The organism is Anaerocolumna sp., from assembly GCF_032079385.1.
Classification (GTDB): Bacteria; Bacillota; Clostridia; order Lachnospirales; family Lachnospiraceae; genus Anaerocolumna.
Genome location: NZ_DAMAUC010000003.1, coordinates 69,576 through 84,536 on the forward strand (window position 1 = coordinate 69,576; position 14,961 = coordinate 84,536).

The 14,961-nt window shown below is 35.3% G+C and carries 13 protein-coding genes and 1 pseudogene; 8 read left to right on the top strand and 6 right to left on the bottom strand.

Annotated elements, in window-relative coordinates:
* Positions 1–280: 280 nt before the first annotated feature.
* The 6 genes and pseudogenes from rlmD (at position 281) to RT261_RS03625 (ending at position 8,234) form a co-directional block, all read left to right on the top strand.
* Complete coding sequence (gene rlmD / locus RT261_RS03600) at positions 281–1,663, top strand: 23S rRNA (uracil(1939)-C(5))-methyltransferase RlmD (protein ID WP_313129469.1); 1,383 nt, start codon at positions 281–283, stop codon at positions 1,661–1,663.
* Positions 1,664–1,782: 119 nt separating this feature from the next.
* Entirely contained in the window at positions 1,783–3,063 is a 1,281-nt protein-coding gene (locus RT261_RS03605) for a hypothetical protein (protein ID WP_313129472.1), read from the top strand.
* An 83-nt stretch (positions 3,064–3,146) separates the two neighbouring features.
* Complete coding sequence (locus RT261_RS03610) at positions 3,147–3,476, top strand: hypothetical protein (protein WP_313129474.1); 330 nt, start codon at positions 3,147–3,149, stop codon at positions 3,474–3,476.
* Positions 3,427–3,717 (top strand): annotated as a pseudogene (locus tag RT261_RS20980) (zinc ribbon domain-containing protein); the annotation flags it as partial. The gene RT261_RS03610 and the pseudogene RT261_RS20980, both read left to right, overlap by 50 nt.
* Positions 3,718–3,720: 3 nt before the next feature.
* Positions 3,721–3,978 carry a hypothetical protein gene (locus tag RT261_RS03620; protein WP_313129918.1) on the top strand — a complete coding sequence of 86 codons (258 nt, stop codon included), beginning with the start codon at positions 3,721–3,723 and terminating at the stop codon, positions 3,976–3,978.
* A 146-nt stretch (positions 3,979–4,124) separates the two neighbouring features.
* Entirely contained in the window at positions 4,125–8,234 is a 4,110-nt protein-coding gene (locus tag RT261_RS03625) for an NACHT domain-containing protein (protein ID WP_313129477.1), read from the top strand.
* Here RT261_RS03625 and RT261_RS03630 read toward each other — a convergent pair.
* The 5 genes from RT261_RS03630 to RT261_RS03650 all read right to left on the bottom strand — a co-directional run bounded on the left by RT261_RS03630 (position 8,210) and on the right by RT261_RS03650 (position 12,870).
* The gene (locus tag RT261_RS03630; protein ID WP_313129479.1) at positions 8,210–9,991 is read right to left on the bottom strand and encodes a recombinase family protein; all 1,782 of its coding nucleotides are present in this window, start codon (positions 9,989–9,991) and stop codon (positions 8,210–8,212) included. The two genes, RT261_RS03625 and RT261_RS03630, sit on opposite strands and share 25 nt — an antisense overlap.
* 51 nt (positions 9,992–10,042) lie before the next feature.
* A complete protein-coding gene (locus RT261_RS03635) occupies positions 10,043–10,204 on the bottom strand; it encodes a hypothetical protein (protein ID WP_313129482.1) in 162 nt (53 codons plus the stop codon).
* Positions 10,205–10,777: 573 nt separating this feature from the next.
* Entirely contained in the window at positions 10,778–11,200 is a 423-nt protein-coding gene (locus RT261_RS03640; protein WP_313129484.1) for an RNA polymerase sigma factor, read from the bottom strand.
* Between the two features lie 484 nt (positions 11,201–11,684).
* On the bottom strand, positions 11,685–12,323 hold the full coding sequence (locus tag RT261_RS03645) for a type 1 glutamine amidotransferase family protein (RefSeq protein WP_313129486.1): 639 nt from the start codon (positions 12,321–12,323) through the stop codon (positions 11,685–11,687).
* A 52-nt stretch (positions 12,324–12,375) separates the two neighbouring features.
* Positions 12,376–12,870, bottom strand: coding sequence for a cysteine hydrolase family protein (locus tag RT261_RS03650; RefSeq protein ID WP_313129489.1), 495 nt, complete (start codon positions 12,868–12,870; stop codon positions 12,376–12,378).
* A gap of 120 nt (positions 12,871–12,990) precedes the next feature.
* Here RT261_RS03650 and RT261_RS03655 point away from each other — a divergent pair, with 120 nt between their 5' ends.
* Together RT261_RS03655 and RT261_RS03660 are read left to right on the top strand one after the other, a co-directional pair.
* Positions 12,991–13,923, top strand: coding sequence for a helix-turn-helix transcriptional regulator (locus tag RT261_RS03655; RefSeq protein ID WP_313129491.1), 933 nt, complete (start codon positions 12,991–12,993; stop codon positions 13,921–13,923).
* A gap of 198 nt (positions 13,924–14,121) precedes the next feature.
* Positions 14,122–14,475, top strand: a complete 354-nt coding sequence (locus RT261_RS03660) for a helix-turn-helix domain-containing protein (RefSeq protein WP_313129494.1) — start codon at positions 14,122–14,124, stop codon at positions 14,473–14,475.
* Between the two features lie 30 nt (positions 14,476–14,505).
* On the opposite strand, the gene RT261_RS03665 is transcribed toward RT261_RS03660, so the two are convergent.
* Positions 14,506–14,802: a hypothetical protein gene (locus RT261_RS03665; protein WP_313129496.1), complete on the bottom strand. Its 297-nt coding sequence runs from the start codon at positions 14,800–14,802 to the stop codon at positions 14,506–14,508.
* Between the last annotated feature and the right edge of the window lie 159 nt (positions 14,803–14,961).

Below are 14,961 nucleotides of genomic sequence, written 5' to 3' on the forward strand. Positions count from 1 at the left end.
TATACATATGGACAAATAAACAGATTGTATCGTATAATAATTTTTATTAGTGTCTTAGCTAAGAAATCAAATTTAGAAATATGTGGTTTACAGCTTATAATAGATTACGCTTAATACAATTTACTTAATGGTCTTGGCATCAGTTCCTGAAATTATTTAACCAAGAACTTTGCCGTTGGTATAGTAAAATAGAAAAGAAAAGTAATAACAGAGGCAAGGTATTATCCAATATACCTATATAGAAATTCCTTGCTAAAACTATGGTACAAGGAGAAACAAAATGAAAAAGGGAAAAGAATATGAAGGTTATGTAAGTACACTGGAATTCCCCAACAAGGGAATAGTTGAAATAGAAGATGGAAAAGTAGCAGTTAAGAATACCTTACCAGGGCAAAAGATTTGTTTTGTTGTAAATAAAGTTCGTAAAAGCAAATGTGAAGGCAGACTAACCGATATCATTGAACCATCACCAATAGAAACGGTAACTCCGGCATGCAAACATTTTGGACCTTGCGGCGGCTGCACTTATCAGACCATACCTTATGAAAAACAACTGGAATTAAAATCGAATCAGGTAAAAAAATTAATTGATTCTGTATGTCCTGATTATTTCTTTGAAGGAATAAAAAGAAGCCCGGCGGAATGGGGTTATCGAAACAAAATGGAATTCTCCTTTGGTGATGAAGTAAAAGATGGGCCGCTAGCCTTAGGACTTCATAAAAAAGGAAGTTTCCATGACATTGTAACCATATCAGAGTGCCAAATTGTTAATGATGATTATAATAGAATACTTACTTGTACATTAGAGTATTTTACTCAATTAGGTACCGGCTTCTATAAAAAAATGACCCATATAGGTTATTTAAGACATTTACTTATTAGAAAAGCAGAAAAGACAGGTGAAATACTGGTTAACCTTATTACCTCTACTCAATGGGATAATAATCAACTGACAGAAGAAAAAGCCTTGGAAACCTGGAAACAAAAACTGATGGAACTTAATTTAGAGGGAAAATTAGTTGGAATCTTACACACATGCAATGACAGTCAAGCTGACGTTGTTCAAAGTGACAGAACCGATGTCCTCTATGGACAGGATTATTTTTATGAAGAAATCTTGGGATTAAAGTTTAAAATATCAACTTTTTCTTTCTTTCAAACCAATTCTCTGGGGGCAGAGGTTTTATACAGCAAAGCTAGAGAATACGTAGGAGAAACTAAGGACAAGTTAATTTTTGACTTATATAGTGGAACAGGTACCATAGCTCAATTATTAGCATCTGTGGCTAAGAAAGTGATTGGCGTTGAAATTGTTGAAGAAGCGGTTGTTGCGGCAAGAGAGAATGCGGCGTTGAATCAGCTTGATAACTGTGAATTTATAGCAGGAGATGTGTTAAAGGTAATTGATAGTATTGAAGAGAAGCCGGATTTGATTGTTCTGGATCCGCCAAGAGATGGGATTCATCCTAAGGCTTTGGATAAGATTATTGATTATGGGGTGGATCGAATTGTATATATTTCTTGCAAGCCAACTAGTTTGGTTCGGGATCTTGTTGTGTTACAAGAAAGAGGATATAGGGTGGATAGAGTGTGTGCTGTGGATATGTTTCCGGGGACGGTGCATGTTGAGACCGTCGTGTTGCTGGAGCGGAAAGCCCGGTAAATCAAACGATTTGGGGATTTTGGGAGAAGAATGGACGTGTGTTCTTTGTGATGCTGAACAGTCAAAGGAAACTTATTTTACCCCCGGGATAAATAAGAATTTAATGCTAAGGATGGAAAATGGATAAAAGAAAATTTGTTAACTGGATTTTGCTTTTAATTACTTCAGGTATCGTATTTTTTATTATTGAAATGTATACACCAGTTGGTATATGGGACTATGTTGCTGAATGGAATCTAGAAATATCTCAGGGACGAGTCATTTGGCTTTTTTTAATCTATTGGGGTGAAATTTTTATAATTTTACTATTTTGGGATTTGCTTGTACAAAAAGTTTCTGTGGAAGTTAGTATACTATTAGATGGGATATCAGAGCGTTTATTAAAAGCGAAGAAAATACGGTTAGCTATATTAGGAATTAGATTAAACTATGGTATTGGCAAATTAACGTTTTTTTTGAGACCTGGATGGTGGAGATATGGCTTATCAGATGAAGACGAGATAGTTTGGAATAGTATTAGAAGGCCCCCGATTAAGGATACTATTTTAGGAATATGCTTTTCTCTTATCAAACTCCCCGCATTAATATCACTATTCTTAACTGCTATTAGTCTTAGGTGGATTGAATTAAGTAATGTGTCAAATGAATTGAAGCGTCTCGGCAGTCTTGACTTTGACTTTTGGGAGTATATCAAATTGTTATCACCTTTAACCGTTTTTGTACTAATCGTGTTTATAGGATATTTCATTAGTTTCAGAGGTAATATGAGAAGAACGATAGCACAAGCAAATCGCAAGAAAATGGAAGAGATTATTCAAAAGCAAAGAGACTTATCTGAGGCTATTGGAGACGCCATTAACTTAATAGCTTCAAACCTTCAATATGTTATTAATTGTCAAGAATTAGTAGCTGATTTTTGGATTCATAGTAAATTTCCTCACTATGTTGACGAAAAACAGAGGTTGTGGAGAGACCTAAATATTGAAAGTTATTGTTTTAAAGATATACCAGAATTAGAAATCATTTCACAAAAGTTTGATGAATTGAATTCAAACGGAAACTGGAATGCTATGAGGGCATTTTCTAGCTACAAGTACGAGTTTTTGACTCTTGCAACAAGAAGTGGTTTTTTGAATTCAGAGAAATTGAATGAGATTTTTTTCACTAATGAAGGCATGAAAAAATTAGTTGATGATGCTAAGTGTCCAATGATTGAGTATTCCAAGGAAGAGATTCATAAAATGAGAGAAAATTATTTAGATGGGATACCTGGTAGAATTGTTGACAGCTTAGAATTATTATATAAATTCTGTAGATATTATGATGAGATGAATGCATTACTAAACTTTAGATCGGATAAGGTTGGTAGAGCATTGAGAATATTTACAGGAAAGGAATAAATTGTCGTATTTAGCAAAATGAGACTTATTATGAGATTGATTTAAATGGAAATCTCATAATGATGCGATAGGAGGACAAATGAATGAAGCACGAAAGTGATATTGAAAAAATGATTGATGTGGTAGATACAGAATTAAGTTTTGCGTCTATTTATGAAAAGGAGTATATGCCTAAAGAATATGAGAAAGAAATAAGGTCAGCAAATATATTGCTGATACCTAATGAAAACTTTAGAGATAAGCAAGGATTATTTTTTCCGGAGTGTACAGATGAACTTTTGGATTTTATGAAAGAAAAGGAAATTGAAAACGTAAAAGTTGATATTTGTATTTCTGATGAGGATTTTAAGAAATTAGAACTGCATGCAGATATTGTATATATTGATTTGGGAGTGTGTGCAGCTGGAGATTGAACGGCGGAAGCGATATCTGGAGGAGCATGGGATCAAGTCTTATTCTAATAATACGGAGAAGAATCCGTTTGCTTCGAAGATTATCTGCGGGGAGTGTAATAAGGTTTTTTCCCGTAAAGGGTGGTGGAGCAGTACCGGAGAAATACGGAAAATCTGGCAATGCAGTGAGCGGTATAAGGTGAAGGGGGTCATGGGGTGTGCGAATCGGCATGTGGAAGAGAGTACACTGGAAAAAGTGTTTGTTATGGCATGGAATGGGATTTTGGAGAATAAGGAATATATCTTGCGGAAGTGGGGGAAGCAGATGCAGGGTGAGGATTTGCAGAAGGTGTACCGGGCAAAGAAGTTCATAGAGTATACGGAGGAGACAGGAAACTTGATGAAGGTGGATACGGATTTCGTGTTGAAGACCTTGGATTGCATCAAGGTGTTTGAGGATGGGATGTTGTTGGTGAGGTTCTTGGACGGAACCGAGATTGAGTGTAAAAATGAAGAGGAGTAAGAAAAGATGCCGATTGGAAGTTACTTTCCTGATCGGTCTTTTTTCTTGCTCTTTTTTCGGATAGTAAAACATGGAGTGGTGTGATAAAATATATTAATGGGTGCAAGAGGTAGCGAAGGTATTCTGAAGGGATAGGAATAAAAATGATGATAGAGCTTGATTGGGCAAAATTTGAAATATTAAATAAAAAGTATACAGATGCATTTGAAACTCTGTGCTTACATCTTTTTAGTAGGTTTGTTCATACAGAGTGTATAGTTGCAGATTTTAACCAAGCTGGATTGGAGACAGAGCCAGTCAAGTATAAAGGAAAATTCTACGGCTTTCAATCAAAGTATTTTAGCCCAAGTATGGACTATAAGCAAATAGAACACTCTGTTAAAAAAGCATTAGCATTATTTCCTGATTTGGATGTTATTAAGATATTCTATAATTGTAATGCGAGACTGTCGATGTCTCCTACAAAAAAAGAATTAGATGAATCAGCTAGAAAGCTTGGAGCTAAGTTGGAATGGTTAGGAAGATCATATTTTGAAACAGCATTAAATAAAAAGGAAAATTTGGATTTATGTCAGTTGTTTTTTGGCACTGGAAGGGAATTGGAATATTTTGCCGATATAGTAGACGTTGAAAAAAGAACATTTTTAACAAGTGACAATTATCTAGAATTAGAGGTATTGTGTGCTGAAAAAAGATTAAGTAATAGTGAAGAACTTGTTGATGACCTTCTAGTGAGTAGCGAAATATCAGTAATTAGAGGTTTACCTGGCACAGGTAAAAGTGTACTTTTTGATAAAATATTTATGATATTAAGTGGAAGTAATCAAAATTTTTATGAGCAGATTGCGGCAATATCTAAAAATAAGAGTATTCCAATCTTGATTAAGTTAAAATACTGTTCGGCCTGTCCTTTAGAACAGCTTATCATTGCTAAAAAAACAGAATATAAATTGGATTTTGATAATTACTCGGTAATTTACTTATTTGATGGTCTGGATGAGGTTTCGAGTGAAATTGCAGAACAAACAGTGTCGTATATTAAAGAACTGGTAAAACAAAAGAGTACAAAGAAGATTATTTTGTCTGTTCGAAAAATGTCCAGTAACAATATGTATTTGTATGATTGTGTTAAAGAAAATGCTTCCTATGAGATTCAAGAACTGGATGAAAAAAAGATGTTTTCATTTTTTGAGAGTAGGAGAGAGAAAGAAAAGATTGAGAAACTTAAAAGTCTGAAAGTGACTAATAAAAAATTACTTTGTGAAATACAGGATATATTATTGCTTAATTTATTTTATGATTCTATTAATCATGTTAATGATGGAACAACGATTTATGATTTGTTTTGGCTAAAAGATCATTATTGGAATAGCAAAAGGAAGAATAAGTTAACAGCTTTAGATTTACCGGAACCTCAGTCAGATGAGATATTAGAAATAAATAAGCGAATAGCCTATCAGATGCATTGTAGTAAATCGGTAATTATATCGCAAAAGAATTTTAGAAATATCGTATCAAAAAGGTTTCCTAAATTAAGCTACAAAGGTGTAAATGCGATCTGCAATTACATTTTAGAAACATATTTTGAGAATGGTACGGAAGATGAGTTTTACTCATATCAACATAGACGATATCAGGAGTATTTTTATACGCTATCTTTATATGATTTGTATAAGTACGATGTTGGTAATTTGCGGAAAGAACAAATATTTACTAATTATGAACTCTTTGATGAATTTGTTTTACCCTATTTAGAAGATAGAAGTGATAAAGAAAAACAGTTGCCATATTCAATAGAAGTGAGATTGTTTAAAACATATATGGGAAAAAATCCACTATGGGGAGCAGATGAACCGGGATATAAATACTTAAATGAATTTTGTTATGCAATAGCTGCACAAGAGGATAATGTTTTTTATCGTTTAATCCAGGATGAAAATCTTTCATTAAAGGGTAATGTTTTGATTGATGCATCTTATATAAAAAGCATTGCTAAAAGTGAAAGGGCGTCAAGTATCGGCAGAATACCAGATCCACTTGAAGAAGTATTTCGCTTTGTATTGTGTAGCATAGAAATATTTTGGAAATGTAATAAAAAAGATGTAGCTTTAAAAGCAGTGCAAGAATTGCAGCAATCTATATGTTTCATAAGGAAAGAATATCCGGAATTGCTTCAAAAGGTGAATAACGCTTTCTTTGAGGAAAAAGGAGCACAGATTTTTATAGAGTTAATTTTTTTTGGAAAAAGTGCAAGAGAGAAGCTTGAGGATATAAATAAAAATGGTATTAGAAAAAGTGTTGTGGCCAGAGAAACAGAATACGAGAGGCTGTGTGATGCTTTTTTTGAAGTTGTATTTAGATATAGATTCGATGAAGTATTAAGTTTACTGGATTTATTTACAGATGAAAATATAGAATGTTTGTGTAATTTTTTGATTCGGGTTCAGAATTTAAGATATTTAAAAGATAAGGAGATTTCAGAAAAACTTAGAAAATGTTTAAATCACTGTACTGAAAAAACAAAGGGTATTGTGATGCTTAAAAAATATTTTGATTTTGAGTTAACAGCAGAAGAAGAAAAGGTAATAGAAGAAAAATTTGAACGATTAAGTATAGAGCGATGGGTGGATTTATTCGGTTTCAAGAAAGAACATAATAAGGCTGCTTTCTTGAGCATGGTATTAAAACGAAATTGTGTGAGTGAACAATATAAATATGATACCAGAGTATTGTATCAGAATTTATACTGTAATTATGCAAAAATATTAGATGGTGAGATAACGTATACAAGGCTACTGACGGCGTTTTTTTCTGATTATAATAATACAATTTTTAATCGCTTTACAAACATTACTTATGAAGTTACAAGTATATTTGCATTAGTTATTGGCGAGAAAAAATTGGAATATGCAGAACGGCAAAATCTTCTTGAGATATTGAGTCAGAAAGCAGAAAATACAATTCATATGGGATTGTTATTTAAATTATTAAAAAATGAAAAAGTAGAGGATTGCGACAAACTAATAAGGAGGTTTTTACCATCTATTAAACAATCCTATCAAGGCAATGAAAGCTTTGATACAACAGAAAATGTTAAGAAATATTTCAACATGGCATATTTGTACGCCAATTTTGATAGTGACAATAGTTTAGAATATATTAGAAAAGGTTTGAATTCAGGTGTTATTCGACACGGATGGAGAAAGGATGGGATAGTAGATACTTTTCTGTTAGACGCTTTGGAAATTATGTGGAATAAATATTATTTTGAATGGAATGAATTGCAAGCGTTCACAGAAAAATATTTTCAAATGATATTGGCAATAAATCAGATTACTGATGAAAACTACAGATGTTCAACGATTAAAAGATTAATAGAAATATTATTAGAGAATGATCTTGAACTGGCAAAAGAAATGATGAAAAATATAGTATCAAATAATTTACAGGTTAACGATTTGATCTTGCAATATAGCAAGACATTGGTAAAAATTGGAGAGTCAGTAGATGAAATAATATTGTGGTTTAATTACTTTGATATTGAAAATTATAATGAGGAATCAATATCAATGAAGCTACAAATACTATTATTGATTTACAAGAGTGACTGGTATGATAAGAAAGAAAAAGAGGATATAAAAGATAAAATAAAATATTATGCTGGCAAGGGTTGGATATCAACACCTGTACAATGGGACGATGAACTATTTCAATTTTACCTAGATTTTTGCCAAAACGAAAATATAGGGGTGCATGTAAGAAATATAACGCAGGAGCATGAGATTGATAGGGCTTCAGCGGAAAACAAGTTTTGTAAAAAGGTTGCAAAGTGTAAAACTAAAAAGTATTTGCAGAAATTATTTAATGAGCTAATGGATTATCATAATCATATAATAATTCAGTCTGGCGAGGATTGGAATATGATTGTGGATAGAGTGTACGAGATTGATGGAAATGTTGATAAAATACTGACTTATATGGAATCTTGCAAATTTCCTCATGATACATATTACACTTCAAATTCTTTATATTTATATATGCCGCTAGGACGCATTATAGAAAAGGAGGGGCTGACAGCAAAATTATGGAATCACCTAAAAAAGAATGGAGGATATGGTGATTTTATTAATCTCATAAAGGCTTATGAATATATAAGCAATAAAAAAATGTGTAGAAGATTGTTTATAAGGTTTTTTCGATATTGTGAATTTTTGGTTTATGATGAAGCACATTATGGAGTAGATACGGAACAATAATTCTTTTGGGTATTGAAATGGGGTAAAAGGTATCCCACTAAATGGATTATTAACTTTTTCTCAAAAGGTGACGGTTTCGCCATGTAGTATAAGAAGTAACTTTCAACACATGTTGAGAGGTGCGTACTTTTGTCCAACAAAAATTCGTAGACATCTCCACCGTCCTTATAAACCGGAAAATTAAATAAAATGGACTTTAGGGGCAGCTCTGAGTCATCACATGGGAAAATCTCTATTTCTTTGATTAACGAAGAAATTAGGGATTTTCTTTCTTCATCGCTGATTTTGTCATACACCTTTTCAAAGTTTGCCAACAGGGTGTAGATGTTCTCTAAGGTAATTGCATCTTGCTCCACAGCTTTGCGGCGGAGCTTTACATCTTCAATTTTTTCTTCAAGTTCAACGATAACATCGTACAGTCCATCAAGGCGGAGGGTCATATCATGGAGCTTGCGTTCCCTAAAGCGGGTATCCTCCGGCAAGCTGTCAATCTCATTTTCAAGGCGAGTTTTATTTAAGTCAACTTCTCGAAGTTTGACTTCGTAATTTTTTAGCTCTCTATCGAGGGTAGAAGTGTCAATTTGCTTGCCTATCTTTGATTTTATTTCGGCTGCAAAATCCTCATTTTGAATTAGCTCTCTGATTGCTTCAATTACAAGCGGCTCTATATCTGTTTTCTTGAGCATGGCTTTATAGTCACAGCTTTTCCCTCTTGCTGTTAGAGCCTTGCTGCACACATAATAGTAAATCTCTTTATATGTACCGTCCTTGTTCGTCCATGCGTGTTTGTTGGTATACATCGGACCGCCACATTTCGGGCATTTCAAGATACCGCTTAACAAATGTGCTCTATCCCGACCTATTTTCGATGGGGATTTTACACCTGTTATTTCTCGCTTTTCGTGAGCTTTATTCCATAATTCCTCGCTTATAATAGCTTCGTGTTGACCATCTGCAAGGATATATTCCTCTTGGTGTACTTGGCGGTATTCGTTTTTACTGCCTTTGACCTTTTCTCTTGTTCGTCTGCCAAAAGCGATTTTTCCAGAGTATACAGGGTTGTCAATTATCATTCTGACAAAATGGGTACTCCATTGTGTTAATGTTCCGTTATCCCGTTTTACCTTTTTGATGCCCTGCAAGTTGAGGTAATTGGCAATTTTATAAAATCCCATATTGCCATTAACAAATTTATCGAAAATAATGCGTATTGCATCGGCTTCTTCCTCTTGAACGTAAAGCTGTTTATCCTTTAGGTAATATCCATAGGGAGCAAATCCACCATTCCAACCACCTTGACGAGCCTTTTCCTTTCGCCCGTTCATGGTCTGCTCAATAATGTTTTCACGCTCTATTTCAGCCACGGCAGACAATACAGAGATAAGAAGTTTGCCGCTTGTCTGCGATGAGTCAATGCCTTCTTCAATGCAAATCAAATTCACACCAAAAGATTGAATGTGTTCCAAAGAGTTAAGTATGTCGGCGGCATTTCGTCCAAAGCGAGAGAGCTTATATACTAAAACATACTCAATGTCTAAACCGTTTTTAATATCACTGAGCATTTGTTTGAATGCAGGTCTGCCCTCAATGGACTTGCCGGATTTTCCTGCATCTTCATAGATATTTACAACTTCCATTTCTTCTCTATCTGCAAACCGTGTTAAGCTGTTTTTTTGCCCATCTAAGCTAAATCCATCAACTTGCATTTCTGTACTTACACGAGGGTAAAGCACACATTTTTTTCCACTCCTATTCATAGTCATACCTCCAATATATTATTGGAAAACATCAATACACAAGTGCGTTTTTCAGTTCGCACGGTTTATTTCACCTAAAACTTCTGCACCGTGTTTTTCAATAATTTGAGAAAGTACATTTATGAAGTCTTGATATGCTTTTGTTTTCTCAAATGTTTGATTGGGAGCAGGAGCTTTGGGAGCATTGTTGGACGTTTCCTTGATATTTTCCATTCGCAATCACCTCCAAGTGCATTGCTTACATAAAGTATAAGCAAATTTTTTATTTATGAAAAGTTTGTCGTTTTATTAGCATGAATGAAACTAAACGCACCGCAAGTTTACATTAAATAAAAATGTGGTGCGATTATGTTTGCTTATTTGCCGTATTTGCCACGCACCCCGGCAAGGGGGATATTTTGAGCTGCTGTTAGCACAGCATCATAGCCCCACAATACCGTAGCTTGTCCTTTCAAAAGCCACGCATACCGCAGGAACTCCCCCTGTTTCTCTCGTAAAGGGGGCGAAACGTATTGAAGTATCATTGTCCCTTATGTGGGTCATTGCGAACGAGTTGCCAAACTCGGTCTAACAGTCCATTTTATCGCTCGGGCAGTATTGTATTCACCTCCCCATACCGCTGTCTTGGCGATGTCTGTTAAGTCGCTTTGCCTTTCGGCTCACATAAGTAATGTACTCAAAATATCGTATATGAAATTTTCAAGGAACAAGTTTTAATGTTTGGTATATGAGAGAAAAACTTTCTCTCATATACCTTGAGAAAAAGAGGGCATATTCGGACTTGGATTACAAATTATTTTTCAAATATTGTTCCATGTAGGTTAAACCTCTCTCAATGGAATTTCTGATTGCCTTTTCCGTTACTCCCTCGGCTTTGGCAATAGCGGTTTTGCTCATTCCTAAAAAGTAGTGAGCATATATCCGCTTTGCCCGCTTATCGGGCAATGTGGCAATAGCAGCATGGAGCTGTTCGTTTGTCAGCTTGCGTTCGTATATCTCATCGGGTGAGAGGGAAACAAACAAGGCGCTATGTTCAATGCCGTCATCACGGTCAAGGGAGTAATACGCTTTGTGGTAGCGTATCCTGCTTTGATAGGCTTGCTCTGCCTTGCGGTATTCTTCAAATATGTTAAATATCTCATCGGGAATATCAATATAGGTATCTATGCCTATGTGGGCATAATAATCTTTTAAATTTATTGTTTTCATGGTTGTACCATCCTTTCGATTTTGGGGTTTGCTGAAATCGAAAGGACGGCGGTGGAGAACGACAGCGAGGGTCTATAAACGCAAAAATGCCCGACTGAAATTCATAAAATCTCAATCGGGCATGAGCATAATTATTTCTTGCTATGTAGTTTGTAGTTTCGTGTGGTTGTCCGTAATCGTCCCACAATGGAGCAAAACTTTTTTTGATAAATTACCAAGGGATTGAGCATAAGTAAACACGGCGATACCTCCAAAGATACCGCCGTATCCTTAAAAGGGCGACTTTAATACACCCACCTTGTTTTACTTTTATAAAGAAAAACGGCGGCTTTGATTGTTACTTCAAAACCGCCGTTAGGTTACTTTATTCTGTCTAAGGCATAGCTACTCTGCTGCCACAACAACGGTTTTTTTTATTTCCGCTTCGTGCAGCAAGCAAATTTTAAGATTATTTGTATGACATTCCATTTATGATGAAGATGTATCAGTTTTCATCGATAGACGGCAAAGTTTGCATGAGGGCAAAGAAATACTCAGGCTCTCCGGTACTGAAATAGTTATACCAAGCTTCCAGTGTGTCTGATTGAAATACGCCCAAATGTTCAATGATTTGCTTTGCCCACAACAAGCCACCGGTAGAACCTGCGGTAATGAGGTTATTGTCTGCTACAGATGAATTGTCGATATAAAAGCTTTTTCCTTTATAATTGGGAGAAACCATTTCGAGAAACCCTGCCCCATTACTGGTATGCGGGCGATTATCTAAAATCCCTGCATTGGCAAGCGCGGCGGTGGCTCCGCAGATTGCACCCACCATGGCTCCTACTGAAAGGAATTCACCTGCTTTTTCGATAATTTCTTCATGCCTTGGGTCGTTCCAAGTATTTGCACCCGGCAATAGCAATACACTTGTTTCACTCACAACCATTTCCTCAATCAAGCAATCTGGCATAATTGTAAGTCCGCCCATTGTACGGATTGGGTCTGTTGAATAACTGACAGTTTTTAGAGATACACTCTGTGCATCTTTTTTGAAAAAGCGAGCGGAATTCAGCTCCGAAGCAACATATCCGAGTTCCCAGTCGGCTAAAGTATCAAGAACATACACATAAATTGTAATCATAATTTCCTCCATTGTCATTTTTTATAATTATTAGTATTTTGCTTCAAAGATGTTAATTAGGCAACAAGTCACTTAAACTAATGATTTTACTGCCTTTGCTTTCATAATAACGCAGCATTTCGTCAATTTTCCTTTTATCATAACTGGTAATGCAATCTGATAGGACATTAACGCCATAATTTGCTTTGCATAAGTTGTAACAGGTCGATTTAACACAAGCAACAGCATCTGCTCCCGCTATATAAAAATTATATATCTCATTATTACGAATAAAGCCAACGAACTCCTCACTGGTTAATGCGTTTCCTTTGCATTTTGTGAAAATATTGTTTGATACCAATTTCATATCTGAAACCAATTCAGCCCCATGTGTATTGGGCTTAAAAGTTCTTGTGCCGTCTGATAAATTTTCATGCCTAATATAAACAACATGAATATCATTAGTGACCGCCCAATCGACTGCTTTGTTGATATTTTCGATAATTTCCTTGTAATTCTTTGTAATATCATTTTGAATGTCGATTATTACTAATGCTTTTTTCTGCATAGTTTTATCCTCCTGATGCGTTGCTTGATTTGTTTTCTTTTTTATTGTATCATGTAATTGTTGACAGCAGTATGACAACAATCTAAAGTAATCAAAAGAAATTAGAAAGGCGGCAATCAAATGAAAGTAGATAGGCTTGTTAGTATTATTATGATACTCCTTGATAAAGAGCGTATTGGTGCACAGGAGTTAGCAGATATGTTTGAAGTTTCGCCTCGCACAATTTACCGTGATGTAGACACTATCAACATGGCGGGTATTCCTATTCGTTCAACACCTGGTGTGGGCGGCGGTTTTGAAATCATGGAGAAATACAAAGTTGATAAAAAGGTTTTTTCGACTGCCGACCTTTCTGCTATCTTGGTGGGGCTTTCCAATTTTGCCAATATGATGCAAGGTGAGGAACTGGTAAACGCTCTTGCAAAAGTCAAGAGTTTTATTCCTGCTGACAGAGCAAAAGACATTGAATTAAAAGTAAATCAGATATGTATAGACTTAAGTCCGTGGATGGGCAATAGCAACATACAACCATATTTAGAAATTGTCAAAGCAGCTTTGCAGGAAAGCAAGCTACTGACCTTTGAATATATAGCCCACCACGGAAATAAATCTGTGCGAACAGTCGAGCCGTATCAGCTTGTATTAAAAAGTAGTCATTGGTATCTACAAGGGTATTGCAATAAAAGAAATGATTATCGTCTATTCAGACTATCTCGTATGTCAAACCTACAAATACAAGAAGAAACTTTTATACCACGAGATTATCAAAAGCCAATTTTAGACTTTGCAGAAATTTGGGAAACGATGCAAACAAAAATTAAAATCCGTATTCATAAATCTGTGATGGATATGGTTCTTGATTTTTGCTCTTATGAAGATTTTTCTCCCGATGGAAATGAGCATTACATTGTCAACTTTCCTTTCAAAGAGAACGATTACTACTACAATATTCTTCTCAGTTATGGAGATAAATGTGAGTGCTTAGAGCCGTTGCATATCCGTACAGAGATGAAACGTAGAATACATGATATAGCTGCTATATACGGGAGTTAATACATTCTTCACTTTCTTGTCCTCTTTTGAAAGGGTTGATATAATTAAAAATTTTATATCAATCTGTTAATTAAAAGGAATATTAAATAATAGCAAGATTGTTTATATGAACATGAAATCAAACTGTACTATTCATCAAATTACACTTCGTTCAAATATTACTACCTGAAATGTATAATGATAAGGGGTGATATTAGAATGTACCAAGACGAAAGAAAACTTGATTTTCGTCCCATCGGCAAAGCGATAAAATCAGCAAGAGAAGCAAAGGGGTGGACACAGGAACAACTGGCACAGCTTGTTGACCGTTCTCCACGAAATGTAATGTACATAGAGAACAGAGGGCAACACCCAAGGCTTAATACTTTTTATCAGCTAATGACCTTGCTTGATATTTCTGTTGACCAATTTTTTTACCCAAATACTGAGGATAGTAAGAGTGATTTACGCAGTCAGATTGACTTTGCACTTAACTCACTTAGTGATAAAGAATTGACGGTGGTACAATGGGCGATACAAGGCGTGTTAAAGGCACGGGATATGGAGGAGTAATGTCCTCTTGTTCCGTGCCTTTGGCTTTGTCTAACTATTACATTTTTGCCTTAGAGCATTGCAAGTATTGTCAATTTCTAAACGCTCATCATCGGTTAAATTCCGGTGGTTGTGTGTGTAGCCTTGTTCTAAGTAATCGGAATAGCCATTTAACAATACCTCAATCATATCTTCGGGGGTTTTACAGTAATCAATACTATACCATTCTTCGCCTTTGCCGTCCCAATACATAACGGTATAGCCTTGCTTTGTGTGTACCACCTCACAAATAGTGTCTTTTTCTAAATAATCTTTGAATACCTCTAAAACCTTTTCAAAGGTCAGCATTTGTATCAGCCCTTTCTAATTTTTGGTGTTTATGTACCAGTAGTTTCTACTACCTATTATAACCATGATAGTAAAAGTAAATCACACTGTAAAGGATGCGGATATTGTTTGCGAACAAAAATGGCAAGCAGGGCATACGGGTGACCACCGTATGCTTTT